Raw genomic sequence first — 26,906 nt, 5'->3', positions numbered from 1 at the left:
TAAGCTCCCGGGGATTCTCAGGCTAGCCGCCTTACTCTGACGTGAAATACTTTGGAAATTGTTTCAGTCATGGGCGCACCCGCGCCCATTTCATTTCAGCACCATGACGCAAGTTGCATTAATGCAGTCCCGCGAAGTCGGCTTGCATGATGATGTTTTCAGAGAGGGAAGAAGAATGCTCGACACAAATATGAAAACCCAGCTCAGGGCTTACCTTGAGAAACTGACCAAACCTGTTGAGCTGATTGCCACGCTGGATGACAGCGCTAAATCGGCGGAAATCAAGGAACTGCTGGCTGAAATCGCCGAGCTGTCCGACAAAGTCACGTTTAAAGAAGACAATACTCTGCTGGTGCGCAAGCCGTCTTTCCTGATTACGAATCCAGGTTCTCAGCAGGGGCCGCGCTTTGCCGGTTCTCCGCTGGGCCACGAATTTACCTCGCTGGTTTTGGCGCTGCTGTGGACCGGCGGTCATCCATCAAAAGAAGCGCAGTCGCTGCTGGAGCAGATTCGCGATATTGACGGCGATTTTGAATTCGAAACTTATTATTCACTCTCCTGCCATAACTGCCCGGACGTAGTGCAGGCGCTGAACCTGATGGCGGTGCTGAACCCGCGTATTAAACATACGGCAATTGATGGCGGCACCTTCCAGAACGAAATCACCGAACGTAACGTGATGGGTGTTCCGGCGGTATTTGTTAACGGTAAAGAGTTCGGCCAGGGACGTATGACTCTGACCGAGATTGTCGCTAAAGTGGATACTGGCGCAGAAAAACGCGCGGCGGAAGCGCTGAACAAACGCGATGCGTATGACGTACTGATTGTCGGCTCCGGCCCGGCGGGCGCGGCGGCGGCGGTCTACTCGGCGCGCAAAGGCATCCGTACCGGTCTGATGGGCGAGCGCTTCGGCGGTCAGGTGCTGGATACCGTGGATATCGAAAACTATATCTCGGTGCCGAAAACCGAAGGCCAAAAACTGGCGGGCGCGCTGAAAGCGCATGTCAGCGATTACGACGTTGACGTTATCGACAGCCAGAGCGCAAGTAAACTGGTTCCGGCCGCAACAGAAGGCGGCCTGCATCAGATTGAAACGGCGTCCGGCGCAGTATTGAAAGCGCGCAGTATCATCATCGCCACCGGCGCGAAATGGCGCAATATGAATGTGCCGGGCGAGGATCAGTATCGCACCAAAGGCGTCACCTATTGTCCGCACTGCGACGGTCCGTTATTTAAAGGGAAGCGTGTGGCGGTCATCGGCGGCGGCAACTCTGGCGTTGAAGCGGCTATCGATCTGGCAGGTATTGTAGAACACGTTACGTTGCTGGAGTTCGCGCCGGAGATGAAGGCGGACCAGGTGCTACAGGACAAAGTGCGTAGCCTGAAAAATGTCGATATCATTTTGAATGCGCAAACGACAGAAGTGAAGGGCGACGGTTCGAAAGTGGTGGGGCTGGAGTATCGTGACCGTGTCAGCGGCGATATTCATAGTGTCGCGCTGGCAGGGATTTTTGTGCAGATTGGTCTGTTGCCGAATACCCACTGGCTGGAAGGCGCGCTTGAGCGTAACCGCATGGGCGAGATCATTATTGACGCCAAATGTGAAACCAGCGTTAAGGGCGTCTTCGCCGCAGGCGATTGTACCACCGTTCCTTACAAACAGATTATCATCGCCACAGGCGAAGGGGCGAAAGCCTCGTTGAGCGCCTTTGATTATCTGATTCGCACCAAAATCGCATAAAAAGAAGTAAGCACACCTGCAAGGTCAGTTAACTGGCCATCGTAAATGGCCCGATAGTGTAAGCTATTCGGGCCTGCGGTGTTTATGCCCGGGGAACGCCGCTGGGTAAAACACCTTCTTCATTATCAATACTCTGAAACCGTCTGTTAATAACAGACGGTTTTTTATTTCAACGGTCTTCTGTTTTTAAACTTTGAAACAATAAAAAAGTCTTCTACGGATTTAACTGGAATTTTTCTGTTTTTTTATCAAAGAAAGATTAAGCGCTTCCGTTAACATGCCCATTCTTTTTTCTTGATTTATACTGCATTTGTATGTGAGGTTATTTATTCATGGATTCAATCTATGAATCACTGACGGAATTAGAAAAAACAGGGCTTACATTGCGTGATTTTTTTAATTCTCATGATAGTCATTCACTGAAATCTGCCTACGTGAGATTAAATCCCTCTGCTGCGGTAAACCTTACCGACCGGGCGTGGCTGGAAGCGGAGTATGACTTTAATGCGCTATTCGTCGGTCCTGGCAAGCTGCTGGCTGCGCCTTTCGCTTCAGTGTATCTGGAAGAGGATGCGCTGGTGATGGGAAAGGCGACGCTGGAGATACGGGAGTTTATGGCAGCGTTGGGATTGTCGGTTAATCAGGAGATCAATATTCCTGACGATCATATTTCCTGCGTGCTGGAGTTGACCACACTATTACTGGCTAATACCCGGCAAACGTCACAATACCGCTCTACCCTCACTCAATATATCAATAATTATTTAACAAAGTGGGTGCCATTATATATCGAAAAAATAAAAACTCATGCACAAACGACCACGTTATATACGGTGGCGGACATCTTATTTTATTGGTTTGATGAATTAAAACGAGAGTATCAATATGAGTAATGAGACGGGACATCTGAACAGACGTTCTTTTTTAAAGGGGATAGTGGCGCTGGGCGCCGTTGCGGCTTTACCCGGAGGATTACTGACCTCCCGATGCGCGCTTGCGCAGCCGCCTGTTCCCTTTAACCCTAAAACGTACAAAATTTATCGTAACGCGTGTCCGCGTAACTGCTATGACACCTGTAGCCTCAAGACGTGGGTAAAGGACGGGGTCATTACTTTCGTGGAAGGTGCGCCGGAATCAACATTTACTCACGGTACCCCTTGCGTCAAAGGGTTAAGCTATCCGCGCCGGGTTTATAGCCCCGATCGTATTAAATATCCCATGGCGCAGGACGTTCGCGGTAGCGGCAACTGGCGTCGCATCTCATGGGAAGAGGCGATGCAGCGCATTGCCGCCAAAATGCTGGAGATTAAGAAAAAAGACGGTTCTATGCTCGGTCTGGCGCTGACCAAATATTCCGGTAAGTTTGGCGTGCTGAACTATGCCGTTGAAGGGATGATGTCCTCGCTTGGCTACACCACCCGTTTTGCCGGTACGCCGTGCTGGCCTGCCGGTATCGACGCGCAAAACTACGACATGGGCGACATGTGGTGTAACGACCCGGAAGATATGGTGAAAGCGAAATACATCATTATCTGGGGCGCCAACCCGGCCTGGTGCTCAATGCATAGCATGAAGTACATCTATCAGGCGCGCGAGAAAGGGGCGAAGGTCGTGGTTATCGACCCGCTGCTGTCGCAGACTGCCGCCAAAGCCGATCTCTACCTGCGCGTACGGCCTGGCTCAGACGGCGCGCTGGCGCTGGGGATGGCGCGTCATCTGGTGGATAAAGGCCTGGTGGATCAGGATTTTGTCAACAACGACGCTCACGGCTATCCGGAATTTGAAGCCTATCTGCGCAATAACGTCACCGTGGAATGGGCGGCAGAAATCTGCGGCCTGTCTGCGGATGTCATTCGCCAGCTGGCAGAAGAGTTTACGGCGGTTAAGCCGGCCACGGTCTGGATTGGTTACGGGATGCAGCGTCATGTCAACGGCGGCGCCAACGTTCGCGCTATCGATGCCTTTGTCGCTATGTCCGGCAACATCGGTGTCGAAGGCGGCGGCGCGCGTTATGGCCATCTGCATACCTGGGGCTTTAACTATAACGCCATGATGCAGAAGCCGCCAGTGGGCGCTATTGGCATACCGGGAGCGGCGGGCACCACCAGTGAATTCGGGGCTGCCGCTGGCAGCGACGCCGTGCAGTACTCCGATCGTTCTCTGAATATCAACCAGACGGCGCAGGGGATTCTGGAGGCCAACGATCCGCCGGTTCGTATGCTGTGGGTCGCCTGTAAAAACCCGTTTGCCCAGGATTTCGATCGCAGCAAGATGAAAAAAGCGTTTGAAAAACTGGAAATGGTGGTCTGCGCCGATCAGTTCTTCAACGAAACGGTGCAACACGCTGATATCGTGCTGCCCGTTACCACCGCGTTTGAAGAGTGGAACGTGGATGCTTCTTACTGGCACTACTGGCTTTCCATTAATCAGCCGGCGATTAAGCCGATGTATGAAGCAAAATGCGACCTTGAAATCGCGACCATGCTGTCGCGCACCATGAATAAGATGGCGCCGGGTTCCTGTACCTTCCCGCAAGAGTTCGATCACAAGCGCTGGCTGGATCAGGAGTTCAACGACGGTATGGCGAAAATGTTCGGCATCTCTTCCTGGGACGATCTGCTGGACGGGCCGAAAAAAGCGATCCTGCCAAGCTCTGCCGCCTGGTATGACCGCAAGTTCAAAACGCCGTCAGGCAAGTATGAATTTAAATCTGAACTGGCGGAGAAAAACGGCCACACCGCGCTGCCGGAATACAAACCGGAAGCCGAGAGCAAACTGCCGTTCCATCTGTTTACGCCGCACGTGCAGTTTGGCCTGCACTCGCAGTTTATCAACCTGGACTGGATGCAGGTGTTCTACCCGGAACCGTTCGTTTATATCCATCCTTCTTCCGCACAGAAAAAAGGCATCAGCGAGAACGATCTGGTCAAAGTTTTCAATGGCACCGGTGAAGTTGAGCTGCGGGCAAAAGTCACCACCAACGTGCCGGAAGATTTTCTGGTGATGTATGAAGCCTGGTTCCCGAAACGGCAGTACAACGTGCAAAACGTCGTGGCTGATACGCCTGCTGATATGGGGCTGATGAAAACTGGCGCGCCGGGCGCCGCTATCCACAGTCAGTTTGCTGACGTTGTATTGATCGGTAAAGGGGAGTCCGTAGCATGAGACGTGCGTTTTTAGTGAATAGCGATAAGTGCATCGGCTGCCGCGGCTGTGCTATGGCGTGTAAAAGCTTTAACCAACTGGAGCCGGATCGCTTCTGGCGCTACGTTTATCCGTTGGATAAAGACATCTATCCACATGAAGAGCGGGCGTTTTACTCGCTGGCCTGTAACCACTGCGAACATCCGGCCTGCGTCGCCGCCTGTCCGGTCGAAGCCTATACCAAACGTGAAGATGGCGTGGTGGTGCATAACCCTGAGCGCTGCATCGGCTGTAAAAACTGTATTCGTAACTGTCCTTATGGCGCGCCGCGTTTTAATGAAGAGACGCGTAAAGCGGAAAAATGCAGTATGTGCTACGAGCGTCTTGATATCGGTATGAATCCGGCGTGCGTAAACGCCTGCCCGGTGGGCGCCTTGTCGATTATCGATTTGGATGCCGATCTTGTGCCCGATAATGCGGTGCAGTATCCGCCAGGGTTCCCGCATATGCCACAGCTTAATCCAGGAACGCGCTTTATTCTGGCGCGCCAGCCTAAGCAGCCGGAGGACAAGTAATGGAAAAATATGAACTGCCGCTGGTGTTTTTTACGGTATTAAGCCAGATGTCTGTCGGGATGGCTTTGGTACTGACATGGCGTACGCTGCGTGGTGAAGTGGAAGGCCTGCGTTTCTATTGGTTGGCCACCGGGCTGGTGCTGGCATTGGCGTCTATTGCCGCGATTCTGCATCTGGCGCATCCCGATCGCGCTTATGATGCGCTGATTAACCTGCGACATGCCTGGTTAAGTCGGGAAATCCTTGGCGCCACGTTGTTTGGCGCAGCGGTCGGCGTAACGTTCCTGGCAAAGGGACATAAAGCGATGGCTCTTATCGCCTCCGTGTTCGGCGTGTTACTGGTGGCGGTGCAGGGGATGACCTACGCCGCGCCAGCGATGGTGGCTATCGCTAATGGATTTACCATGCTGTTATTTTTTATTACGGTATGGGTCATGGGTTGCGCGGCGATTCCGCTGTTAAAACTCAGGCCTGCCGTTCCTGTGTTACGCCAGGGAATTGTGGTGTGTATCGCGGTACTTATCGCGGCGCCGCTGGTGTGGTTAAGCGGGGGAACGGTAATGCAGATGACGGCGCGTTCATGGCTGGCTTCCCCGTTTTATCTGGCAAGCCTGGTCTGCCTTGCGCTCGCTTTTGTCGCCAGCCGTCACGGTGATTCGCGCCCGAAACTCCTGTTCGTCTTGTTATTCGTTGGCGTATTTCTGAGCCGGCTGGTCTTTTTTGGCGACACGGTGAGTACTATTGTGAATATCGGGCATTTGTATTAACGATGATGCAGTAAAAAGCCCTGCCAGGCGTGACCTGGCAGGGCGTGTCAGTTTTTAGCCACCAGGGTTAACGCACAACCAATACTGGCAGCGTCGCATGGCGCACCACGCTTGAGGCGTTAGACCCCAACAGGTGTGTCGTGATGGACGGATTACGCGAACCGATTACCACGACATCCGCATCCAGTTCTTCGCCCATCTCATTGACGACATCGCGCACGCTACCAAAGCGAACATGCGTTTTAATTCGTGAAGGATCGATACTGAAGTGTCCCACCATCGTTTGCAGACGCGTTTCCGCCTCATGCTGTAAATGTTCTTCAAAGCGACGCACGTCGGCGGCAAAGCGGTGCAGGCTCATGCTCGCGGACCCAGGCAGTACATGCAACAGATGAATGACGCCATCCTGTTGCGCCAGAAACTCAGCGTGGCGAATGGCTTTATCGCTAAGTTCCATTTCAAAAACATCAACCGGCATAATGATTGTCTTATACATACCCGTTACTCCCTGTTAATCAATACTGAATTTATTCAAGCATATAATAATGTTTCTTTCTGCTATTTGTCTGGCAATTTTAAATATTACGGCAACCTGACGTTAAAAAAGTTGTGTATTTTCCAGGAAAAATCCTAAAGCCGCCTGTTTTTCCGGCAGTCTCTCCGGGATAGCTACCCTTTTATAGTCGAACGCAACATTCACCGTTACTCCGGAGGCTGCATGAAAGCATTGACGTATCACGGTCCACATCACGTAAAGGTTGAAAACGTACCCGATCCCGGCATTGAGCAGCCTGACGATATCATTTTGCGTGTTACCGCCACCGCGATTTGCGGATCTGATTTGCATCTCTATCGCGGCAAGATCCCACAGGTAAAACATGGCGATATTTTCGGCCATGAGTTTATGGGCGAGGTGGTGGAAACCGGACATGATGTAAAGAATATTCGGAAAGGGGATCGGGTCGTTATCCCGTTTGTCATTGCCTGTGGCGACTGCTTTTTCTGTCGGCTACAGCAATATTCAGCGTGTGAAAACACTAACGACGGACACGGCGCGGCGATGAATAAAAAACAGATCCCGCCACCGGCGGCGCTGTTTGGGTATAGCCATCTGTATGGCGGCGTTCCCGGCGGACAGGCCGAATATGTTCGCGTGCCAAAAGGTAATGTCGGTCCATTTAAGGTGCCGCCGCTGTTATCTGACGATAAAGCGCTGTTTCTTTCTGATATTTTGCCTACCGCCTGGCAGGCGGCAAAAAATGCTCAGATTCAGCAAGGTTCCAGCGTGGCGGTTTTTGGCGCAGGGCCGGTAGGATTACTGACTATCGCCTGTGCGCGACTGCTGGGCGCGGAGCAGATCTTCGTCGTTGATCACCACGCCTGGCGCCTGCGTTTCGCCGAAGAACGTTATGGCGCGATACCGATCAACTTCGATGATGAGAACGATCCGGCGGAAAAAATCATCGAGCAGACGGCAGGCCACCGCGGCGTGGACGCGGTAATTGATGCCGTAGGCTTTGAAGCGAAAGGCAGCATGACGGAGACGGTGCTGACGAACCTTAAACTGGAAGGCAGCAGCGGCAAAGCGCTGCGACAATGTATCGCGGCGGTCAGACGCGGCGGCGTGGTCAGCGTGCCCGGCGTGTATGCCGGTTTTATTCACGGCTTTTTATTCGGCGACGCCTTTGATAAGGGGCTAACTTTTAAAATGGGTCAAACCCATGTTCACGCGTGGCTGGGGGAATTATTACCGCTTATTGAAAAAGGGTTGCTGAAGCCGGAGGAGATTGTCACGCACTATATGCCGTTTGAAGAGGCGGCGCGCGGCTACGAAATTTTCGAAAAACGCGAAGAAGAGTGCCGGAAGGTTATCCTGGTGCCGGGAGCGACGTCGGCACAAGCGGCGCAGAAACAGGCGACGGGAGTCATCAACCCGATGCCAGGCGGCGTTGTCTGAAACAGGCAGAAATGAAAGGGCTAACGGAAAGAGGATGCGCAGGCATCCTCTGTGTAAACGCATTAACGCTTATGCAGATGGTTTAACGCAGGAAGTCGCCCGCGGCTTCAGGCTGATATTCGAGTTCCAGCACTTCGAGATGGGTGGAGGCGCCGCCCGGCAGTTCCCAGTGAATGGTGTCGCCGACGCGCAGTCCCAGCAACGCCGCGCCGACGGGCGCCATTACCGAAAGCTGGGTACTGCTGTCCGTCATATTGGCGGGGTACACCAGCGTCCGCACGCGTGTTTCACCATCGCTCAAATTGCGGAATTTAACGCGGCTGTTCATGGTGACGACATCGTTCGGCATCTCTTGTGGCGAACACATTTGCGCGCGATCCAGTTCGGCGTTGAGCGCGTCGGCAATCGGCAGATCCGCATACGCAGGCTGTTCCAGAAGACGATCAATACGTTCGGCGTCAAGGTCGTTAATGATAATAGTGGGTCTGGACATTTCTTACTCCATGTCATCGATACTGCGAGTAGTGCAGGTAAATGGTCCCAAAAGAAAACCCTCACCGTCTGGCGGCGAGGGTTTAACTCTCATGATGATACTGAGACTTACCCCGTCTTTGAAGTGATTTAGTTCACATTCGGGTAAATCCTCAAACGTCATAGCCCTGAGTGAATTTTAGTCTACATTCGGGCGTGTTCTCAAATGTGGCTACGGTTTTAAACCTCTGCTTCGTCAATAACCGGCTTTATCGATAATAAACTGTTTCCCGCAGTTGCCGGGATGCGGCTGCGGCAGGAATGAGGCAGAGGAGAGCGGGGCGTTAATCATCGACGCCTTTAATGAAAACTGAATCTCTGTTAAATAGGCGGGATTGCCATGGCAGTTTACTTTAACGGCTTTGACATTATCCTGGCCCCACATTTGTGCGACGACGCTATCAAACTCAGCGCGGCTAACGGTTTTGCCGTAATTATCCGCCAGAAACTGCCCCAGCGCGCTGTCTTTTATCGCCTTATCCAGCCGTATCATGGTGCCGAAATAGGCATTGGGATCAAACCCGAAACAGGCGCCATGTTTGGCATATTCGTAGCGCTCCAGACAGGAATTCCCCCCCGCGCCGGGCATCACTTCCTTAAGCGCTGCCGCGATGTCAGGCGAAAGTCCGGGGGCGGGGGCGGAGCATTTCCGGCTGGCCTTGACTTCAGGCAGATTCGGGATTGGCCGCGTCGCACAGCCAAAGCGCTGCCAGCGTCGCTGGTCAACACCGCGTGCGGCGATAGATTTGGGTAATCCAGGCCACAGGCCGTGGACGGTCAGAAAGTCTGCTTTGTTGGCTGGCTCTTTTTGCAGACGGCACTCATCGGGTTCCCGATGGCGGCGTTCATGCTGGCTTTGACAAAAACCGGTTTGCCAGGAAAGCGCCAGCACATAGTCAGTGAAATCACCGTACTGTTGCGCCTGAAGTTCGTCGGCGTTGGCGGCAAAAATTGGAGTTAAGAGGGCAGCCAGCAGCGGACTGTAATGCCATATTGTGTTCATGATGAATTCGATAATTTATACACATTATGAATGTTACCCATTTAATCATAAAAAATGCCGCTCAGGTGAACCTGAACGGCATCATTTTTAACCTACGTTGGCGTAATGTTTAATTCCACATTGCCAGAATCGGCCAGCCCACCAGCAACAGCATCGCGATATAGATAACGCCAAAGATTGCGCCAAGCCGCCAGTAGTCTCTGGATTTCACGTAACCGCAGCCGTAGATAATCACACCAGGGCCGGTGGCATACGGCGTCAGACAGCCCATGATACCGATAGACAGCACCAGCAGAATACACAGTTGTTCCATCGGAACGCCCGGAATGCCTTTACCCACCGCCAGAATGACCGGCAGCATGGTCGCGGTGTGAGCGGAAAGGCTGGCAAACAGGTAGTGCGCGAAATAGAACACCAGTACCAGTACAATGACGGTTGCATCCGGCGAGAAACCTTCCAGATGCGTACTCATGGTATTGGCGAACCAGTCAATAAAGCCGGAGCGGGTTAAGCCATTGGCCATGACCACCAGCGTAGCGAGGTTCACCAGGGTGTTCCAGGCGCTGTTGTAGCGCGTAATGTCTTTCCACGGCACAACATGCAGCGCCAGCATCAGCGAGACGGCCAGCAGACCCACGGCAGTGGCGTTGATGATTTTTCCACCAAAAACCCACAATCCTAAGCTAAGCAGCACCAGGCCAATCAGCGTCCACTCTTTGCGGGACAGACGCCCCATGTTTTTTAACTCGCCGCCAGCCCAGGCTGCGACTTCCGCACTGTGGGTCACTTCAGGTTTATAAAGCACATAGGAGAGCCACGGCGCAACGATCAGTAAAATAATCCCTACCGGCAGAAAGCTGAGAAACCACTGCAGCCAGCTAATCTGGACGCCGGCAATCTTGCTGACGAACTCCAGACCTAACACGTTTGGCGCCGCGCCAGTGACAAACATCGAAGAGCTCAGGCTGGTACTGATCACCATCATCCACATCAAATAACCGCCGATGCGGCGTGCGGAAGGATCGTTTGGAAACGATTTAAACAGCGGCGGCAGGTTCTTGATGACCGGGAAGACAGTCCCGCCGGTACGAGCCGTATTGGAGGGAGTAAACGGCGCCAGCAAAATATCGATAATGACAATCGCATAGCCGAGCGTCAGCGTGCGTTTACCCATGAATTTTACCAGAAACAGCGCAATGCGGCGCCCCAGCCCGGTCACTTCGTAGCCCAGCGCGAAAATAAACGCGCCGAAAACCAGCCAGACCGTGGTGCTGGAGAAACCGGCAAGCCCCCATTTCAGCGCCTGTTTACTGGCTTTAAACGCCGGATCGGCCAGTTCTGAAGCGTCAAATAGCAGGTAATTGCTGCCGATAACGCAAATGGTTACGGCGATAAAACTGATCGCTGTCGCCGGGATCGGCTCCAGGATCATACCGACAATCATCGCGACGAAAACCGCAAAATAGTGCCAGGCCTGCGGCGGCATACCATCTGGAACAGGAATTAGCAACATGACGCCCATCACCACTAATGGGGCCAACAACTTCCATATATTATCTTTGGATAAAGACATAAATGACTCTCCGGAAAGGATATTTTCTATAATTGTGTTAATGATTAACTTGCGAAATTTGCGCTAAAAACCAGGTCACGATCAGCAGATCGGCGCTACCGCCTGGGCTGAGATTGCGTTCAATGCATTGCTGATCGAACCGGTGGAGATAAACGAGATCGTCAGGCGTCCGTATGCCGCCCTGATGTAATAAGACCGCAGCCTGCTGCTGTAACCAGCGCAGACCGTCCGCCCCGCCTCGCGACGCGACGTTGGTATCGCCGTTAAGCGACATCAGCAGCAGTAAGGTATCAAGCAGCGCCAGTTCCGGATCGCGCCCCTGCGCCAGCAATGCGCGGTAGTGCGGCAACGCGTGGCGGATGACCAGCGGATAGCCCGCTTCCGCTTCGCCGCGCGCGCCGGTTAATCCCAGTTGCTGATACAGCCGCTGGCCTGCGGTGAGCTGTAGGTTGTTCTGGCGCAGTTCGCGCGTTGTCAGGCCGCGGCAAAAATCGGCGGCGGTAGCGCAGAGTGTTTCTGCAGCGATCGGCTGGCGTAGCTGATACAGGCGGCCAATGGCGGCGCACAGTAACCCCAGCGAGAAAATGCTGCCTTTATGGGTATTGACGCCCGCAGTTGCGCGAAACATCGCTGCTTCACAGGCCATCCCCAATGGACGCAGGCCCGCCAGAACTGACTCTGGCGGCAGGCGCGTGCAGCTGGCGCCATATTCCATAAAGCGCGGCAGCCAGTGTCGAATCGCCTCCGCGCTGCGGTGAAAATCCGCCAGCGCCATATCTTTGTGCGCGCCGCAGTTTAGTCGGTCTACCAGACCGGGTTTTGGCGATAAATTTACCTCGGTCAGCATGGCGCGCCAGGCCAAATCGGCCCAGGCGTCATACAGCGACTGAGGCTGAATGGAGGCGTTAGTCGGGTTGACGGGAATCGGCATCATGCAGCAGCGCCTCCATATGAGTCAGTAAATCAGTTAGCGCGTGGGTTTTACCCCGCGCGCATTCAGCCGCGCTTTGCCCGCACAGCAGACAGCGGCGAGCGGGAAGCGCGAAATGGCGGCGAGAGAGTATTTCGCCTTCCGCCGTCAGGACATCGATATCCCACAGGCGCCCCAGTGGATAACGCTGTTCAAGCGCGATGGTCGTCTGTTTGAGCGCCTGAGCGGGCGCGTCAATCGCCAGCAGCCCTTCAGGCCCGCTGGCGGAAGCCAGTGCAGCCTGCTCCCGGATGGTCCAGCCATACTCTTCTGCCAGCGTATGCAGGGCAGTCACGCCGTGATTAAAGATCCGGCGGGTTAACGCGCTGTCTTTTATCGGGCCTGGCGCCACCACGGTAAAGGAGACCAGTGGAGTGGCGTGGCGCGTTAGCCAGGCGCGCTGTCTTGCTTGTCTCTCATCCCGGCTGGCGAGCAGCTCAGGAATAGAAACGTCGTGACAGGTGGCGAGTTCAGGAAACAGGCGCATGGCTTATTCCTTCACCTGATGCACCACATCGATCACTGAACCGTCGCGATAACGCACGACAGCAATCACGCGGTCGGTGAATTCGATAGGACGGGGCTGACCGGTAAGCAGTTGCGCGCGTTCGCGCAGCCACTCAATCGATACCACTTTCATTCCCGCTGCTTTCAGGCGTTCAGCCAGCTCCGGACGCGCCGGATTGACGGCGATACCGTGATCGGTGACCAGAATGTCAACGCTGGAGCCTGGTGTGACGCAGGTGGTGACGTTATCAACCAGCGTTGGGATGCGACCGCGCACCAGCGGCGCGACGATGATGGACAGCGCCGCCGCGACGGCGGTATCGCAGTGACCGCCGGACGCGCCGCGTAGAACGCCGTCGGAGCCGGTCAGCACGTTAACATTGAAGTGGGTGTCGACTTCCAGCGCGCTCAGCACCACCACGTCCAGACGGTCGACGGAAGCGCCTTTAGAGCCCCAGTTGGCGTACTGGTTAGCGCTGATTTCGATATGGTTCGGGTTGCGGGCCAAAGATTGCGCCGCGTTACGATCGAAGCTCTGCACGTCAAGCAGTTTGCGGATTAAGCCCTTTTCATGCAGGTCGACCATGGTGGCGGTGATTCCGCCCAGCGCGAAATTAGCCACAATGTTGCGGCTACGCATTTTGTCTTCCAGGAAGCGGGTGACCGCCAGCGATGCGCCGCCGGTGCCGGTTTGTAGGGAGAAACCTTCGTTGAAGTAGCCGGAGTGAGCAATGACTTCCGCCGCGCTGCGGGCGATCAGCAGTTCACGCGGATTAGTGGTCATGCGGGTCGCGCCAGCGCCGATTTTGTTTGCATCACCGACTTCTTCGATTTGCACGATCAGATCAACCTGATCCTGAGCGATGCTTGCCGGGTTATGCGGATACGGCAGCAGTTGCTCCGTCAGCATCACGACCTGCTTCGCGCTGTCGGCATCCACCATCGCGTAGCCCAGTGAACCGCAACAGGCCTTGCCGGTATAACCATTAGCATTACCGAATTCATCGCAGGAGGGCACGCCAAGAAACGCAACATCAATGTTGAGTTCGCCGCTTTGTACCAGATGTACACGACCGCCGTGGGAGTGAATCTGAACCGGCTCAGCCAGCAGGCCGCGAGAAATTTCTTCCGCCAGCGGGCCGCGCAGGCCTGACGTGTAGATGCGGCTGACCACCCCGTTACGAATGTGTTCAACCAGCGGCGCGTGGCAGTCGCTCAGCGAGCTGGAGGCCAGGGTCAGATTTTTGAAGCCCATCTTTGCGATGGTTTCCATCACCAGGTTAATCGTCAGATCGCCGCCGCGAAACGCGTGGTGAAAGGAGACCGTCATGCCGTCGCGTAAACCGGAACGGCGGATGGCCTCTTCCAGGCTGGCGCACAGTTTGTGGTCGCGCGGTTTTTGCGCTTGTAGATCCAATTTTGCCGCACTTTGGTAAGCGCTCAGTTCGCTTTCAGCGTGACGGCTCCAGGCGGCTACGCGATCCTGGCGTTGAGATTCATTTTTCTGCGTCATTTTTTTGCCTTATTCTTCGCGAATACCGGAAAGTTCTGCACGGGAGAGCACCAGACGGGCGCGTTCAATCACCGGGCTGTCGACCATCTTGCCGTTAAGGGAAACGACGCCGAGACCTTCGCGGGCGGCGGCTTCTGCGGCCTCAACGACCAGACGCGCATGGGCGACCTCTTTACGCGTCGGCGCATAAAGGTTGTGCAGCAGTTCTATTTGGCGGGGGTTGATCAGTGACTTACCATCAAAGCCCAACTGTTTAATGTGGGCGGCTTCTTGCAGGAAACCGGCTTCGTTGTTGGCGTCGGAATAGACGGTATCGAAGGCCTGAATGCCGGCGGAACGCGCGGCCTGCAAAATGGCGCAGCGGGCGAACAGCAGTTCGGTGCCTTCCGGAGAGCGTTCGGTGCGCAGGTTGCGAACATAGTCTTCCGCGCCCAGCGCAATCCCGATCAACCGTTCAGAGGCGTGGGCGATTTCTACCGCGCGGGTAATACCCAGCGGCGATTCCACGGCGGCTAACAGGCCGGTACTGCCCGGTTCGCGACCGCAGGCGTTTTCAATGCGCAGAATTTCGTTTTCGATATCAATGACGTCCTGCGCAGTGTCGGTTTTCGGTAAACGCACCACGTCCGCGCCGCCGCGCACGACCGCTTCCAGATCGTTGACGCCCCATTCGGAGTCCAGCGCATTCACGCGGACGATGGTTTCGACGTCACGGTAAAGCGGGTGTTGCAGCGCGTGATATACCAGACGGCGCGCCGCGTCTTTTTCGCGTAATGCAACGGAGTCTTCCAGGTCGAACATCAGCGCGTCGGCCGGGTAGATAAACGAATTGCTCACCATCGCCGCGTTGGCGCCCGGTACGAATAACATACTGCGGCGGGTGCGGGTTTTACGTTGTTGCAGAGAGGCGGAAATCATTGGCGCTCCTCCCAGGGCAGAGCGGCAATACCGCTGGCGCGCGCCAGTAGCGTTTCCAGTCGGGCGCGCAAAATGCAGTCCAGAGCGCCTTTATCATCGACGTTCAGTTGTACGCCGCGCACGTCGTAGCGAGAAAGCACCTCCAGGATGGTGGCGCGAATGGCCTCGCCAAACTGTTTTTCAACGCTACTGTTGATTTGCAGGTCAATATCCTGCGTATCGAGCGGCGCAATGCGTATCATCACATCGCCGGACTCAAGCGTGCCTGCGACGGCTAGCTGGTTTATTTTCATTTTTCACCTGTTGCTAATACGGGGGACTTTTGACGGGCTGCCGCGCTGCCCGGATGGCGTTCGACCATGCCCTGCAAATAGCGCAGGGTGGCGTCGGGAACCAGCGGCGCGATAGCCGTGAGATCGTGTTTAACCAGCAGCTTGCGTACCCAGGAGGCGGATATCGGCGTCTCCTGGAAGCAAAGCCGCTCTATTTCCACCAGCGTAATGGGTGGGGCGGGAAGCGTTGGCGTCTCCAGCCAGAAACGCATATCAAGGTTGTACTGGGCGGTAACGGTGCAAAACGGCTCCGTACCGACAAAGCGGTGTGTGATGCCAAGCGCGGGCGCCAGATACTGGCGAAAAATCTTCAGGTCGATTTCGGTATAACAGTGATTAATAACGCTCTGCTCTTTAATGAAATAGCAGGGGAACGTCGCCCGAGAGATAATGTATTCGGAGCCGCGGTGAACGGTTAAGCGCGGGATATCGGTGGTCCCTTTAAGAACCAGATTGAGTCGGTCTTCATAGGGAAAGCGTGACGTATCTTCTTTGACCAGGAACAGATGCAGCCAGTCGCACTGTGCAGCCGCCTGTTGGATCAGATAGCGATGGCCGTTCGTGAAAGGATTGGCGTTCATCACAATACAGCCAATTTTCTTTCCCTCGTGACGTAATGTCGCCAGCGATTCCGCATACCGTTTCAACCGGGTCGCGCTATTTTCCATTAAGACCATCACGCCGGGGACGCTGGCTATCGTCGAAAAGCTGCACTGTTTAAACAGCGCTTCGTATTCCGTTTTGGTATAAATAAAAAGATGGGTGCAGTGCCGCTCCCAGGCGAGATTAATCAATTCCGTCGCCAGCGTTAACGCTAAGCCTTCGCCGCGTACTGATTCGCTAATGGCCACGCATTTAATGATATTTCCGGCAATACCGCCGCAGGCAATAAGACGGTCATCACGGCTGACGGTAATAAACACTTCTACAGTGGTATCGACGCTTAAATCATTCTCTTTGAGAAAGTGAGCGATCTCCGCCATTTTTTTATTTTCAGAGCGTTTTACCCGAGTGAATACATTATTGCCAAACATAGTAAGAAATATCCTGGTGATATGCTTGTTGCCACTTTTCTGTATATGTTGCACTGTGTTGCAACTTGATAACTTTTTCTTTTCAGTCAGAGTGGGAGTATTTTTATAACGAGTTATTTATTTTTCTCACTGACGTATACATCGTAAGGAGTATTTTGGTGGTAAATTTTGATTTATTTCACAAAGCGTTAGATGGTTTTTAAGTGTTTTATGGTTTTAAGTTTTTTAATTAATTTAATCGCCATTCTGGCGATGGGTTTTAGTTGTTTAATTGATTTAATGTGGGGAATCTGTAACGATTGGTTTTTATAGGCTTCAAGATGCTCAAAACATTTTTATTACATTTGCGATAAATCTGCAGAGAAATACCCATAAGGAACCTTAATGTCCTATCAGAAAAATAAAAAGCTGTTTCCTTTTTTTCGGCAACTCGCGTTTCCGTTACGTATTTTTCTGCTCATTCTGGTGGTTTCTGTTTTCATCGTGGCAGCGTTAGCACAATATTTGTCTGCCAGTTTCGAAGATTATCTGGCGTCCCATGTTCGTGATATGGCGATGAATCAGGCAAAAATTATTGCTTCTAACGACAGCATTATCGCTGCCGTAAAAAACCGGGACTATAAACGCCTGGCGATAATTGCGAATAAACTGCAGCGCGGGACGGATTTTGACTATGTGGTGATAGGCGATCGCCACTCGATCCGGCTTTACCATCCGAATCCGGAAAAAATCGGCTATCCCATGCAGTTTACGAAACCCGGCGCGCTGGAAAGAGGAGAAAGTTATTTCATTACCGGTAAGGGCTCAATAGGGATGGCGATGCGCGCCAAAACGCCTATCTTTGACAACGAAGGCAACGTGATCGGCGTTGTTTCAATTGGCTATCTGGTCAGTAAAATCGACTCCTGGCGGCTGGACTTCTTATTACCGATGGCGGGAGTTTTTGTCCTGTTGCTGGTGGTCTTAATGCTGCTTTCCTGGTTTTTCGCCGCGCATATCCGCCGACAAATGCTGGGCATGGAGCCGAAACAGATTGCGCGCGTGGTACGCCAGCAGGAGGCGTTGTTTAGCTCGGTTTATGAAGGGCTGATCGCCGTTGATCCGGAGGGACATATCACTGCGATTAACCGCAATGCGAGAAAAATGTTGGGGCTGCCGTCGCCGGGGCGTCAGTGGCTGGGCAAGCTGATAGCGGAAGTCGTCAATCCGGCAGACTTTTTTACCTGCCAGATCGCAGAAAGACGCCAGGACGTGATGGCCAACTTCAATGGCCTGAGCGTCATCGCCAATCGTGAGGCTATCCGTTCCGGCGAGGAGCTGCTGGGCGCTATTATTAGTTTTCGCAGCAAAGATGAAATCGCGACGTTGAACGCGCAGCTAACCCAGATTAAACAGTATGTTGAGAGCCTGCGCACGCTACGCCATGAGCACCTGAACTGGATGTCGACTCTGAACGGCCTGCTGCAAATGAAAGAGTATGATCGGGTCAGAGAGATGGTGCAGGGTGAGTCGCAGGCGCAGCAGCAACTTATTGATAGTTTACGCGGCGCCTTCGCCGATCGTCAGGTGGCCGGTTTGCTGTTTGGCAAAGTTCAGCGCGCGCGTGAACTGGGGCTCAAGATGGTGATTGTTCCCGGCAGCCAGCTACATCAACTGCCGGAGGGGCTGGATAGCACGGAGTTCGCCGCCATCGTCGGGAATCTGCTGGATAACGCGTTTGAGGCGAGTTTACGTACACAGGAAGGCGACAATACCATCGAACTTTTCCTGAGCGACGAGGGCGACGAGGTGGTGATAGAGGTCGCCGACCAGGGCTGCGGCGTTCCTGAAGCGCTGCGGGAAAAAATTTTTGAGCAGGGCGTAAGTACCCGAACTGACGAACCCGGTGAGCATGGTATCGGGTTATATCTGATTGCAAGTTATGTGGGGCGCTGTGGCGGGGTCATTACGCTGGAAGACAATGATCCTTGTGGCACCTTATTTTCTTTATTCCTTCCGAAAGTGAAAAAAAACGATGACAGAACCATTAACCCTATTGATCGTTGAGGATGAAACGCTGCTGGCGGAAATGCACGCAGAATATATCCGCCATATTCCTGGCTTTAACCAGATATGGCTGGCGGGCAATCTGGCGCAGGCGAGAATGATGATTGACCGGTTCAAACCTGGATTAATTCTGTTAGATAATTATCTGCCGGATGGGAAGGGGATTACGCTGCTGCATGAATTAATGCAGTCGCGCTATCCCGGCGGCGTCGTGTTTACGACCGCCGCCAGTGACATGGAGACGGTAGCGGAAGCGGTACGTAGCGGCGCGTTTGATTATCTGGTCAAACCTATTGCTTATGAGCGTTTGGGGCAGACGCTGACCCGCTATCAACAGCGCAGACGTATGCTGGCGAGCGCGGATAGCGCTAGCCAGAAGCAGATAGATGAAATGTTCAACGCCTATGCGCGCGGCGAACCGAAAGGGGATTTGCCGACCGGTATTGATGCCTTAACCCTTAATGCGGTGATGAAGCTGTTTGCCGATCCAACCGTACGCCATACGGCTGAAACGGTCGCGCAGGCCTTAACGATAAGCCGCACTACATCCCGACGCTACCTGGAATATTGCGCGAGTCGGCACCTGATTGTCGCAGAGATTATTCATGGCAAAGTGGGCAGGCCGCAGCGTATTTACCACGGCGGCTAAGCCTGGTTTAAGATGCCGGGGCGATGTTTTCCCTCGCCCCGGCTTACCGGCTATCAGCCGCCAGTAACGGCGGAAGAGGCGCCTGGCACCATAATTTCCGTGGCGATAATGACGATCAACAGACCGACGATGACCGGAACGGACGTGCGTTTCACCACTTCAAACGGTGATATTTTAGCCATCCCGGCGACAGCGACCACGACGCCGGAGACCGGCGAAATCGTGCGCCCCAGGTTTGAGGCTTGCAGCATTGGGATGGATAAATAGGCAGGGTTGATGCCGGAGGAGTGCGCCAGTTTAGGGATCATCTCAACAAAGGCGTAAAAAGGCGCATTGCCTGAACCGGTGGTCATCGCGGCCAGCATGGTTAAAATCACTAAGACCAGCATCAGAATAATGCTGGCGGAGCCAAAAGAAGTGGCAATCGAGATCAGACTTTGGATAAAGCCAATGGTGCTCAGCCCCTGGGCGAAAACGCCCGCCGCGACCAGCAGCATCACAACGCCGGCAAACGCATCCGCCATGCCGCGATAAGCCACTTCCAGGCCGGAAAACACATTTTGCGTGTTGAAGCCGCGCACGAATTCCAGCACGGCGGCCAGCAGCATACAGATCACCAGAATGGTAATAATGTGCAACTGCGGCCCCCATTTACCGTCAAAAATCAGTACGCCGATAATGGGCGTGAACGGCAAAAGGGCATAAAACGCCGGGGCCGTGGTGGTAATCTCCGCCACGTCCAGCATCTCATGTGAAATGTTCTCTTTTTTATCCAGATAGCGTTGCCAGAAAAAGTGCGCAATCGCCATACCGATAATTGCGGCGATGGAAATCGGCAGCGTGGTTTTGAACGCGAAATCGATTAATGGCATCTCCGCCGCTTTTGCGGCTAAAACCACATCGCCAGACGTTGGCGAGAGGATGATGGCGGCCGGAGAGGCGCAAATAGCCGCCGCCGCGCCGCGGCTAATGCCGACGTTGACCATCACCGGGAAGAGAGTAGCCATGAGCAGTACGCCAAGCCCCGTCGCGGAAGAGACGGCCAGCGACATCAGGCAGGCGACAAAATAGGCAGCAATCATCAACAGGTAGGGCGAGTTTATGTACTGTAAAGGTTTCGACGCCAGCTTCACGACCATATCATTCGCGCCGATATGCGTCATATAGGCGGCAAAGCCGCACAGCATCATGATCATCATGCCAAGATCGCCGCCGCGACTCATAAGCAAAATTTTGATGTATTCAACAATATCTGTTGCGGTATAGCCGGTACTGGTTTCGCTGGCAGGTAATACCTTATGCCCCATCAGCGCGCTGATAATAAGCAGAACCAGACCGCCGACAAATAAAACGCCAGTGGCGGAATATCCCTTAATGATGTAGCGCGCTACACCCACAATAACGACGACTCCGATAAGGAGCTCTATAACTGTTAGCATTGTTTCCCCTGTCTTATCGACACCCAGAGTAAAAATAAGAGCCACAAAAGTGGTATAAAAATGTACCGAATAAAGGATGGCGCCTTACTGATTAAAATCACGGCGCGGTTATTTTTTCATGTCATCGCTAAAGATGAAATATGCTTATACGAATTTTCTGTAGCGCTATAAGTATTAATTTATTGTTATTTTATTGTTTTGTTTGTTGTGCTTTGTTTTGTGTTTTTGTGAAAGCTTATTAAGGAGCGCGCGACGGTTCTGAGTGCTAAATCAAACGCCGTTAACCCGATACTTTCTCAGATTATTCTCTGTTTATAGTTTGTTAAGATTTTATTCAGGTTAATGTTGTTATTATCACAGTCGAATTTTTGAACGGTATGGCTGTTGTGATGATTATCAGAAAGTATTTTCTTATTATTGCTCTCCTTGTTATGCCATGGCTGGCTATTCCTTCAGTCTCTGCGGCGGATAAAGGGTGGTTTAACACGTTTACCGATAACGTCGCAGAAACGTGGCGACAGCCTGAGCATTATGATTTGTATGTCCCCGCCATTACCTGGCATGCGCGCTTTGCCTACGATAAAGAGAAAACGGATCGCTATAACGAGCGGCCGTGGGGCGTTGGTTTTGGTCAGTCCCGCTGGGACGATAAAGGCAACTGGCATGGCCTCTATATGATGGCCTTTAAAGATTCATTTAACAAATGGGAACCCATAGGCGGTTATGGCTGGGAAAAAACCTGGCGACCGCTGGAAGACGATAATTTTCGTCTGGGACTGGGCTTTACCGCAGGCGTTACCGCGCGCGACAACTGGAATTATATTCCCATCCCTGTGCTGTTGCCTTTAGCGTCGATAGGCTATGGTCCCGCTACCTTTCAGATGACCTACATTCCGGGTTCGTATAACAACGGAAACGTCTATTTCGCCTGGATGCGTTTCCAGTTTTGACGGGGAAGGGCATTCTTCAGTTGTGAATTAAAAAGCCTTAAAAAACAATAAGTAGATAGAGTTAGCTAAAAATTAACGCGATATTTATCACTTTTTCGCAAAGTTCGACTGGACAAAATGCATCACAATTGTTGTACTGGTATCCGACACAGCATTTGTGTCTATTTTTCATGTAAAGGTAATTTTGATGTCTAAGATTAAAGGTAACGTTAAGTGGTTTAATGAATCCAAAGGATTCGGTTTCATTACTCCGGAAGATGGCAGCAAAGACGTGTTCGTACACTTCTCTGCAATCCAGACCAATGGTTTTAAAACTCTGGCTGAAGGTCAGCGCGTAGAGTTCGAAATCACTAACGGTGCCAAAGGCCCTTCCGCTGCAAACGTAACTGCTCTGTAAGCATACGTCCGACAGCAAGATTTCAAAACCCGCCCTTTCGGCGGGTTTTTTTTGCGCTTAACGCGCCGCTGCGGCGGAAAATAGCCAGAATGCCAGCGCCGTCATGGCAAACGAACCCAACAGGTTAATCAGCACATTCAGCAGCGCCCAGCCAAAGCGCCCCTCTTGCAGCAAGAATACCACTTCAGCAGAAAAAGTAGAAAAGGTCGTCAGGCCGCCGCAAAAGCCGGTCGTAATGAGCACTTTCCACATCGGATCGATATGTGTCATGCGGTTAAACCAGGCGAACCCCATGCCGATAATAAACGCGCCAAGCAAATTTGCTGTTAGCGTACCGATGGGAATCGCCTGATGAAGCGGATTAAAACGCATACTTAGCATCCACCGGGCTACGCTCCCCGTTCCACCGCCGATAAAAACTGCTAAAAGAAGCTGTAACACTGCCGAATCCTTTATTTAATTGCTATACAAGAGGAGTGTAACGCCGAACACGCATAATTGGCGAGTCCTGACAGAGGTGTGGGAGGGGATATGTTCGTTGCAGCCGGGCAGTTTGTGGTGAGTTCTGTATGGGAAAAGAATGCGCAAGTTTGCGTTTCGTTAATGGCTCAGGCGGCGGACCGCGGCGTATCGCTTCTGGTGTTGCCTGAGGGGATATTAGCGCGAGATGACATCGACCTTGACCTGCCGATTCGCGCCGCGCAGCCGCTGGATGGCGCGTTTATGACGCGGCTTCTGGAAGAAAGCGCTCATAATAATATGACGACGATATTCACTATCCTTGTCCCGTCAACGCCTGGACGGGCGGTTAATATGCTGGTGGCGCTACGGGCGGGTCACATTGTCGCGCGTTACGCGAAGCTGCATCTCTATGATGCGTTTTCGATGCAAGAATCCCAAAGTATTGATGCCGGAACCGTTATCGCGCCTGTGCTGGACGTGGAGGGGGTTAAGGTGGGGCTTATGACCTGTTATGACCTGCGCTTTCCTGACATGGCGTTAGCGCTGGCTTTACAGGGGGCTGACGTATTGGCGCTGCCGACGGGCTGGGTTCGCGGCCCGTTGAAAGAGCAGCAGTGGTCGACGCTGCTGGCGGCGAGAGCGCTGGATACCACCTGCTATATGATTGCGGCCGGGGAGTGTGGTAATCGTAATATTGGTCAAAGTCGTATTATCGATCCGTTGGGGGTAACGATAGCCGCGGCAGCCGATCGTCCGGCGCTGATCGTCGCGGAAATATTCAGAGAACGAATAGACCAGGTGCGGGAGCAACTTCCTCTTTTGCAGCAACGACGATTTGCGCCACCGCAATTATTATGATGTTTTTTTACGCAAAGCTTGATTCACCTTGTTACAGATTGCTATTGTGTGCGCGCGTCGAAAGACCGTTAATATTCTCAGGTTAATCCGGCGCGTTACGCAGCCTGTTTTTAGTGAAGAAGGTATCTATGGGTGAGATTAGTATTACCAAACTGCTGGTGGTTGCCGCACTGGTTGTTCTGCTGTTTGGTACCAAGAAGTTACGTACGCTGGGCGGAGACCTGGGCACGGCGATTAAAGGATTCAAGAAAGCAATGAACGATGAAGACGCGGGCGTTAAGAAAGACGTCGACGGTAGCGTTCAGGCTGAAAAACTCTCGCATAAAGAGTAATAGCGCAATGCGCTTGCTCCGCAGAGTAAAAAAACCGGCGAGTTGCCGGTTTTTTTTGCCTGAAATGTAAGCGTCTATTACACGATCATTTCACTTCCATGCCTTTGGCCTGGAGATCAGCATGGTACGAAGAACGTACAAAGGGGCCACAGGCGGCATGGGTAAAGCCCATCGCCAGGGCTTCCGCTTTCATCTCGTCAAACTCTTCCGGGCTGACATAACGCTGTACCGGCAGGTGATGGCGGCTTGGCTGTAGATACTGACCAAGCGTCAGCATGGTAACGCCGTGACGGCGTAAGTCGCGCATAACCTCAATGATTTCCGCATTGGTTTCGCCTAAGCCCACCATCAGACCCGATTTTGTCGGAATTTCCGGGTGTGCTTCTTTGAAGCGTTCCAGTAATTTCAGCGACCAGTTGTAATCGGCGCCCGGACGAACCTGGCGGTAAATACGCGGCACGTTTTCCAGGTTGTGGTTAAACACATCCGGCGGCGTCGCGTTAAGGATATCCAGCGCGCGATCCATACGTCCACGGAAGTCTGGCACCAGCGTCTCTATTTTTATCTCCGGGCTTTTGGCACGGATGGCGGTGATGCAGTCAGCAAAATGCTGGGCGCCGCCGTCACGCAGATCGTCACGGTCGACAGAGGTGATGACCACATAACGTAGCGCCATGTCGGCGATCGTTTGCGCCAGTTTCTGCGGCTCTTCCGCATCCGGCGCAACGGGGCGGCCATGGGCGACATCACAGAACGGACAGCGGCGAGTGCAAATGGCGCCAAGGATCATAAACGTAGCGGTACCGTGGTTGAAACATTCAGCCAGGTTTGGGCAAGACGCTTCCTCGCAGACAGAATGCAGGCCATTTTTGCGCATTGCGGCTTTGATGCCCTGGATACGGGTAGAATCCGCCGGAAGTTTTATTTTCATCCATTCCGGTTTACGTAGTAGAGCGTCGCGCTCTGTGACCACATTTTTAACCGGGATAAGAGCCATCTTATCGGCATCGCGGTATTTTACACCGCGTTCCATCACAATGGGTTTACTCATAGCGTGCGTGTTCCAGTTGCGAATAACGAAGGAAAGCGTTTCAATTCAAGGGAAAGTTGTATTTATCAACTATTTTTGAATTTGTGACACGCAGTATATCATTGATAAGGGCCATAAAGCAGCCTGACAGCCCGGCAAAATGTAAAATAGTTGTTGTTTTGTGCTGTTTGCCCATATCTTCCGTGACCTGGATGCAACATTTTTGTCAGAACGCCTCACGAATGATATCAATGACGTTCTCCAGCACCGGATCGCGCAGACTCAGTTTATTGTAATGCAGCGAGAACTCGACCTGTTCACTATTCACCGGCGCGTAGGGAAGGCGTTCAAGCGGCCAGCAACGGCTAAATAAGTCGTAGAAGCGGGTGGGCATCAGTCCCAGCAGATCGCTGCTGGCGATCAGCGAGGCAATGGTAAAAATATTGTAGCTGCTAAAACTGATTTGCTGATCGGGAAATGTCTCCTGCAGTCGCTGGCGCAGCAGGGAAAGATGTTGTCCCTCCAGCATCAGAAAGGTGTGATCCGCGCTGTTCAGTCTCTCTTCAGTAATGGCGTTCGCCAGACACGGGTGATGCTGGCGGCAGACAATCTCAAGCGTATCGCTAAACAGGACGTGATGCTGAATGCTCCGGTTGTTATAGCTATGGGTATTGATAATGAGATCGGTCTGAAACTGACTAAGCTGGCTTTCGGCATCGTCTACCGGAATGTTGCGCAGCAAAAGCTGAGGATAACGCGGCCTGATGGCCTGGTAAATAATCGGCATCACTAGCGCGCCGACCGAAGGCGTCGTGCCAATCGTAATGGTGCGTTGCTTATCATAGCTGCCCGTAAGATCCAGGGCGCCAAGAATAGATTCCAGCCCCTGGCTGATGTATTCGTGCAGATGCGTAGCATACGTCGTGGGCGTTACGCCCTGGCCTTTGCGAATAAACAGCGGATCGGGAAATATAGTCCGTAATTTTTGAATGGACTGGCTGATGGCTGACGGCGTCAGGTTAAGAATTTTCGCTGCATTGACGATCCCTTTATGGACATATACGGCCTCAAAAATCGTCAACAGATTGAGGTCAATATTTCTCAGTGTTCTGAAAATTTGCGGTTTGTCTTGTAGATGTTGATCGGCCGGTTGTCTTTCTGCCTGATTATTATCACTCACGCTCTGGCTCCGAATTCATTCGTATTATGAATAATAGATGAAATAGTATATTTTGCATTTATGAGTTGGTTTTAAAATTACTCTTATGAATGTATTTTTAGTCATTTCAATAAGATAAGTAACAGCAAGGCCGGGATTTTGTTCACGGAAAATTCCTCATCATGAGGACTGAAGAGGCCATGCCGCCTGGCGGCTACAGCAGGGATATAACGAAAATATAGAAAGCGGGGGGAGAAGTAAAGCATTCAAATCATATATGATTAATGACCCATAAATTTCTTGGGCCATTATATTTTACGCATTAAGCAGCAATATATTCATACGGTGGATTATTTAGCAGAGCTAAAATATTCGCCAGCAAGCGGGGCGCAATATTATCCGTGGTAGCGTCTTCCTTCCACTGCGTTATTTTGGCCATTTCCATGCCTGCATAACCACACGGGTTGATGCGTAGGAAAGGAGAAAGATCCATGTTAACGTTTAGCGCTAAACCGTGGAATGAGCAGCCGCGACGGATACGTAAACCCAGCGAGCAGATTTTCTTTTCACCCACATAGACGCCCGGCGCATCGGCGCGCGGATGCGCCTCAATACCAATTTCAGCCAGCGTATTCACCACGGTCTGTTCAAGTAGGGTGACTAAATCACGCACGCCCAGTTTACGTCGTTTCAGGTTAAGTAAAACGTACATTACCTGTTGGCCCGGACCATGATAGGTCACCTGTCCTCCACGATCGCTCTGCACAACGGGAATATCGCCAGGCATCAATATATGTTCCGCTTTACCGGCCTGGCCCTGGGTGAACACCGGGTAATGCTCAACCAACCAGATTTCATCATGGCTGTTTTCATCGCGCATATCGGTAAAGTTATGCATGGCCTGAGAGATAGCTTCATAGGGCTGAAGGCCGAGCTGGCGGACAAGGATTTTATCCTGATACAAAACGGCATCTCCGTAGAGAATGAAAAAAAGAGAGGAAAGTATATCACAGCGGGGG

At 52.6% G+C, this 26,906-nt stretch carries 27 protein-coding genes; 12 read left to right on the top strand and 15 right to left on the bottom strand.

All coding sequences use genetic code 11. The features are described from left to right. Positions 1–175: 175 nt before the first annotated feature. The 5 genes from ahpF (at position 176) to K8W53_RS15920 (ending at position 6,227) form a co-directional block, all read left to right on the top strand. Entirely contained in the window at positions 176–1,741 is a 1,566-nt protein-coding gene (gene ahpF / locus K8W53_RS15940) for an alkyl hydroperoxide reductase subunit F (protein ID WP_052939232.1), read from the top strand. Positions 1,742–2,073: 332 nt separating this feature from the next. Further along, positions 2,074–2,634 carry a molecular chaperone gene (locus K8W53_RS15935; protein WP_023242311.1) on the top strand — a complete coding sequence of 187 codons (561 nt, stop codon included), beginning with the start codon at positions 2,074–2,076 and terminating at the stop codon, positions 2,632–2,634. Further along, entirely contained in the window at positions 2,627–4,906 is a 2,280-nt protein-coding gene (locus K8W53_RS15930) for a molybdopterin-dependent oxidoreductase (RefSeq protein ID WP_023224064.1), read from the top strand. The genes K8W53_RS15935 and K8W53_RS15930 overlap by 8 nt, the downstream gene beginning before the upstream one ends. Continuing rightward, the gene (locus tag K8W53_RS15925; RefSeq protein WP_023224063.1) at positions 4,903–5,460 is read left to right on the top strand and encodes a 4Fe-4S dicluster domain-containing protein; all 558 of its coding nucleotides are present in this window, start codon (positions 4,903–4,905) and stop codon (positions 5,458–5,460) included. The genes K8W53_RS15930 and K8W53_RS15925 overlap by 4 nt, the downstream gene beginning before the upstream one ends. After that, positions 5,460–6,227 carry a dimethyl sulfoxide reductase anchor subunit family protein gene (locus tag K8W53_RS15920; RefSeq protein ID WP_052939233.1) on the top strand — a complete coding sequence of 256 codons (768 nt, stop codon included), beginning with the start codon at positions 5,460–5,462 and terminating at the stop codon, positions 6,225–6,227. The genes K8W53_RS15925 and K8W53_RS15920 overlap by 1 nt, the downstream gene beginning before the upstream one ends. A gap of 67 nt (positions 6,228–6,294) precedes the next feature. Here K8W53_RS15920 and uspG read toward each other — a convergent pair whose 3' ends face one another. After that, positions 6,295–6,723, bottom strand: coding sequence for a universal stress protein UspG (gene uspG, locus K8W53_RS15915; protein ID WP_000278499.1), 429 nt, complete (start codon positions 6,721–6,723; stop codon positions 6,295–6,297). Positions 6,724–6,945: 222 nt separating this feature from the next. On the opposite strand from uspG, the gene K8W53_RS15910 reads away from it, so the two are divergent. Then, positions 6,946–8,184: a zinc-dependent alcohol dehydrogenase gene (locus tag K8W53_RS15910; protein ID WP_000646118.1), complete on the top strand. Its 1,239-nt coding sequence runs from the start codon at positions 6,946–6,948 to the stop codon at positions 8,182–8,184. A gap of 82 nt (positions 8,185–8,266) precedes the next feature. Here K8W53_RS15910 and rnk read toward each other — a convergent pair whose 3' ends face one another. The 9 genes from rnk to citC all read right to left on the bottom strand — a co-directional run bounded on the left by rnk (position 8,267) and on the right by citC (position 16,565). Next, positions 8,267–8,677, bottom strand: coding sequence for a nucleoside diphosphate kinase regulator (rnk, locus tag K8W53_RS15905; RefSeq protein WP_000089748.1), 411 nt, complete (start codon positions 8,675–8,677; stop codon positions 8,267–8,269). Positions 8,678–8,911: 234 nt separating this feature from the next. Further along, entirely contained in the window at positions 8,912–9,718 is an 807-nt protein-coding gene (rna, locus tag K8W53_RS15900; protein WP_001092569.1) for a ribonuclease I, read from the bottom strand. Positions 9,719–9,827: 109 nt separating this feature from the next. After that, on the bottom strand, positions 9,828–11,291 hold the full coding sequence (gene citT, locus K8W53_RS15895; protein WP_000059029.1) for a citrate/succinate antiporter CitT: 1,464 nt from the start codon (positions 11,289–11,291) through the stop codon (positions 9,828–9,830). A 37-nt stretch (positions 11,292–11,328) separates the two neighbouring features. Next, positions 11,329–12,225 (bottom strand): triphosphoribosyl-dephospho-CoA synthase CitG, encoded by an 897-nt coding sequence (gene citG / locus K8W53_RS15890; protein WP_000982670.1) that lies wholly within the window; start codon positions 12,223–12,225, stop codon positions 11,329–11,331. After that, positions 12,197–12,748, bottom strand: coding sequence for a citrate lyase holo-[acyl-carrier protein] synthase (gene citX / locus K8W53_RS15885; RefSeq protein WP_023224061.1), 552 nt, complete (start codon positions 12,746–12,748; stop codon positions 12,197–12,199). Before citX ends, citG begins: the two co-directional genes overlap by 29 nt. Positions 12,749–12,751: 3 nt before the next feature. Continuing rightward, a complete protein-coding gene (gene citF, locus K8W53_RS15880; RefSeq protein ID WP_000192334.1) occupies positions 12,752–14,281 on the bottom strand; it encodes a citrate lyase subunit alpha in 1,530 nt (509 codons plus the stop codon). A 9-nt stretch (positions 14,282–14,290) separates the two neighbouring features. Then, positions 14,291–15,199 carry a citrate (pro-3S)-lyase subunit beta gene (gene citE, locus K8W53_RS15875; RefSeq protein WP_000622342.1) on the bottom strand — a complete coding sequence of 303 codons (909 nt, stop codon included), beginning with the start codon at positions 15,197–15,199 and terminating at the stop codon, positions 14,291–14,293. Further along, positions 15,196–15,492 (bottom strand): citrate lyase acyl carrier protein, encoded by a 297-nt coding sequence (citD, locus tag K8W53_RS15870; RefSeq protein WP_023224060.1) that lies wholly within the window; start codon positions 15,490–15,492, stop codon positions 15,196–15,198. Before citD ends, citE begins: the two co-directional genes overlap by 4 nt. Next, positions 15,489–16,565 carry a [citrate (pro-3S)-lyase] ligase gene (gene citC / locus K8W53_RS15865; protein ID WP_023224059.1) on the bottom strand — a complete coding sequence of 359 codons (1,077 nt, stop codon included), beginning with the start codon at positions 16,563–16,565 and terminating at the stop codon, positions 15,489–15,491. The genes citD and citC overlap by 4 nt, the downstream gene beginning before the upstream one ends. A gap of 384 nt (positions 16,566–16,949) precedes the next feature. Here citC and dpiB point away from each other — a divergent pair, with 384 nt between their 5' ends. Both dpiB and dpiA read left to right on the top strand, forming a co-directional pair. After that, on the top strand, positions 16,950–18,611 hold the full coding sequence (gene dpiB / locus K8W53_RS15860; RefSeq protein WP_023224058.1) for a sensor histidine kinase DpiB: 1,662 nt from the start codon (positions 16,950–16,952) through the stop codon (positions 18,609–18,611). Continuing rightward, positions 18,580–19,260, top strand: coding sequence for a two-component response regulator DpiA (dpiA, locus tag K8W53_RS15855; RefSeq protein ID WP_000138786.1), 681 nt, complete (start codon positions 18,580–18,582; stop codon positions 19,258–19,260). The genes dpiB and dpiA overlap by 32 nt, the downstream gene beginning before the upstream one ends. Before the next feature lie 53 nt (positions 19,261–19,313). On the opposite strand, the gene dcuC is transcribed toward dpiA, so the two are convergent. Further along, a complete protein-coding gene (dcuC, locus tag K8W53_RS15850) occupies positions 19,314–20,699 on the bottom strand; it encodes an anaerobic C4-dicarboxylate transporter DcuC (RefSeq protein WP_000958619.1) in 1,386 nt (461 codons plus the stop codon). Between the two features lie 377 nt (positions 20,700–21,076). Here dcuC and pagP point away from each other — a divergent pair, with 377 nt between their 5' ends. Continuing rightward, positions 21,077–21,649: a lipid IV(A) palmitoyltransferase PagP gene (pagP, locus tag K8W53_RS15845; RefSeq protein WP_001623090.1), complete on the top strand. Its 573-nt coding sequence runs from the start codon at positions 21,077–21,079 to the stop codon at positions 21,647–21,649. A gap of 187 nt (positions 21,650–21,836) precedes the next feature. Then, complete coding sequence (cspE, locus tag K8W53_RS15840; RefSeq protein WP_000034826.1) at positions 21,837–22,046, top strand: transcription antiterminator/RNA stability regulator CspE; 210 nt, start codon at positions 21,837–21,839, stop codon at positions 22,044–22,046. 57 nt (positions 22,047–22,103) lie between these two features. Here cspE and crcB read toward each other — a convergent pair whose 3' ends face one another. Continuing rightward, the gene (crcB, locus tag K8W53_RS15835) at positions 22,104–22,487 is read right to left on the bottom strand and encodes a fluoride efflux transporter CrcB (protein ID WP_000939753.1); all 384 of its coding nucleotides are present in this window, start codon (positions 22,485–22,487) and stop codon (positions 22,104–22,106) included. Positions 22,488–22,577: 90 nt separating this feature from the next. On the opposite strand from crcB, the gene K8W53_RS15830 reads away from it, so the two are divergent. Together K8W53_RS15830 and tatE are read left to right on the top strand one after the other, a co-directional pair. Further along, positions 22,578–23,366 carry a deaminated glutathione amidase gene (locus K8W53_RS15830; RefSeq protein WP_023223954.1) on the top strand — a complete coding sequence of 263 codons (789 nt, stop codon included), beginning with the start codon at positions 22,578–22,580 and terminating at the stop codon, positions 23,364–23,366. 128 nt (positions 23,367–23,494) lie between these two features. Next, positions 23,495–23,698 carry a twin-arginine translocase subunit TatE gene (gene tatE, locus K8W53_RS15825; RefSeq protein WP_000503938.1) on the top strand — a complete coding sequence of 68 codons (204 nt, stop codon included), beginning with the start codon at positions 23,495–23,497 and terminating at the stop codon, positions 23,696–23,698. Positions 23,699–23,783: 85 nt separating this feature from the next. Here tatE and lipA read toward each other — a convergent pair whose 3' ends face one another. The 3 genes from lipA to lipB all read right to left on the bottom strand — a co-directional run bounded on the left by lipA (position 23,784) and on the right by lipB (position 26,851). Next, a complete protein-coding gene (gene lipA, locus K8W53_RS15820) occupies positions 23,784–24,749 on the bottom strand; it encodes a lipoyl synthase (protein ID WP_000042640.1) in 966 nt (321 codons plus the stop codon). Between the two features lie 205 nt (positions 24,750–24,954). Further along, positions 24,955–25,908 (bottom strand): YbeF family transcriptional regulator, encoded by a 954-nt coding sequence (locus tag K8W53_RS15815; RefSeq protein ID WP_001282817.1) that lies wholly within the window; start codon positions 25,906–25,908, stop codon positions 24,955–24,957. A 301-nt stretch (positions 25,909–26,209) separates the two neighbouring features. Further along, entirely contained in the window at positions 26,210–26,851 is a 642-nt protein-coding gene (lipB, locus tag K8W53_RS15810) for a lipoyl(octanoyl) transferase LipB (RefSeq protein ID WP_000284009.1), read from the bottom strand. Positions 26,852–26,906 lie beyond the last annotated feature (55 nt).

The organism is Salmonella sp. A29-2 (assembly GCF_020150755.1).
GTDB classification, from domain to species: Bacteria; Pseudomonadota; Gammaproteobacteria; order Enterobacterales; family Enterobacteriaceae; genus Salmonella; species Salmonella enterica.
This window is presented reverse-complemented; position numbering and strand designations above follow the sequence as displayed.

Coding starts and splice junctions, on each gene's coding strand:
- K8W53_RS15830 (WP_023223954.1), top strand. CDS start 22,578: ATGTTCGTTGCAGCCGGGCAGTTTGTGGTGAGTTCTGTATGGGAAAAG.
- dpiA (WP_000138786.1), top strand. CDS start 18,580: ATGACAGAACCATTAACCCTATTGATCGTTGAGGATGAAACGCTGCTG.
- citD (WP_023224060.1), bottom strand. CDS start 15,492: ATGAAAATAAACCAGCTAGCCGTCGCAGGCACGCTTGAGTCCGGCGAT.
- K8W53_RS15925 (WP_023224063.1), top strand. CDS start 4,903: ATGAGACGTGCGTTTTTAGTGAATAGCGATAAGTGCATCGGCTGCCGC.
- rna (WP_001092569.1), bottom strand. CDS start 9,718: ATGAACACAATATGGCATTACAGTCCGCTGCTGGCTGCCCTCTTAACT.
- tatE (WP_000503938.1), top strand. CDS start 23,495: ATGGGTGAGATTAGTATTACCAAACTGCTGGTGGTTGCCGCACTGGTT.
- citE (WP_000622342.1), bottom strand. CDS start 15,199: ATGATTTCCGCCTCTCTGCAACAACGTAAAACCCGCACCCGCCGCAGT.
- citC (WP_023224059.1), bottom strand. CDS start 16,565: ATGTTTGGCAATAATGTATTCACTCGGGTAAAACGCTCTGAAAATAAA.
- citF (WP_000192334.1), bottom strand. CDS start 14,281: ATGACGCAGAAAAATGAATCTCAACGCCAGGATCGCGTAGCCGCCTGG.
- K8W53_RS15920 (WP_052939233.1), top strand. CDS start 5,460: ATGGAAAAATATGAACTGCCGCTGGTGTTTTTTACGGTATTAAGCCAG.
- dpiB (WP_023224058.1), top strand. CDS start 16,950: ATGTCCTATCAGAAAAATAAAAAGCTGTTTCCTTTTTTTCGGCAACTC.
- rnk (WP_000089748.1), bottom strand. CDS start 8,677: ATGTCCAGACCCACTATTATCATTAACGACCTTGACGCCGAACGTATT.
- ahpF (WP_052939232.1), top strand. CDS start 176: ATGCTCGACACAAATATGAAAACCCAGCTCAGGGCTTACCTTGAGAAA.
- cspE (WP_000034826.1), top strand. CDS start 21,837: ATGTCTAAGATTAAAGGTAACGTTAAGTGGTTTAATGAATCCAAAGGA.
- dcuC (WP_000958619.1), bottom strand. CDS start 20,699: ATGCTAACAGTTATAGAGCTCCTTATCGGAGTCGTCGTTATTGTGGGT.
- K8W53_RS15935 (WP_023242311.1), top strand. CDS start 2,074: ATGGATTCAATCTATGAATCACTGACGGAATTAGAAAAAACAGGGCTT.
- uspG (WP_000278499.1), bottom strand. CDS start 6,723: ATGTATAAGACAATCATTATGCCGGTTGATGTTTTTGAAATGGAACTT.
- pagP (WP_001623090.1), top strand. CDS start 21,077: ATGGCTGTTGTGATGATTATCAGAAAGTATTTTCTTATTATTGCTCTC.
- lipA (WP_000042640.1), bottom strand. CDS start 24,749: ATGAGTAAACCCATTGTGATGGAACGCGGTGTAAAATACCGCGATGCC.
- K8W53_RS15930 (WP_023224064.1), top strand. CDS start 2,627: ATGAGTAATGAGACGGGACATCTGAACAGACGTTCTTTTTTAAAGGGG.
- citG (WP_000982670.1), bottom strand. CDS start 12,225: ATGATGCCGATTCCCGTCAACCCGACTAACGCCTCCATTCAGCCTCAG.
- citT (WP_000059029.1), bottom strand. CDS start 11,291: ATGTCTTTATCCAAAGATAATATATGGAAGTTGTTGGCCCCATTAGTG.
- citX (WP_023224061.1), bottom strand. CDS start 12,748: ATGCGCCTGTTTCCTGAACTCGCCACCTGTCACGACGTTTCTATTCCT.
- K8W53_RS15910 (WP_000646118.1), top strand. CDS start 6,946: ATGAAAGCATTGACGTATCACGGTCCACATCACGTAAAGGTTGAAAAC.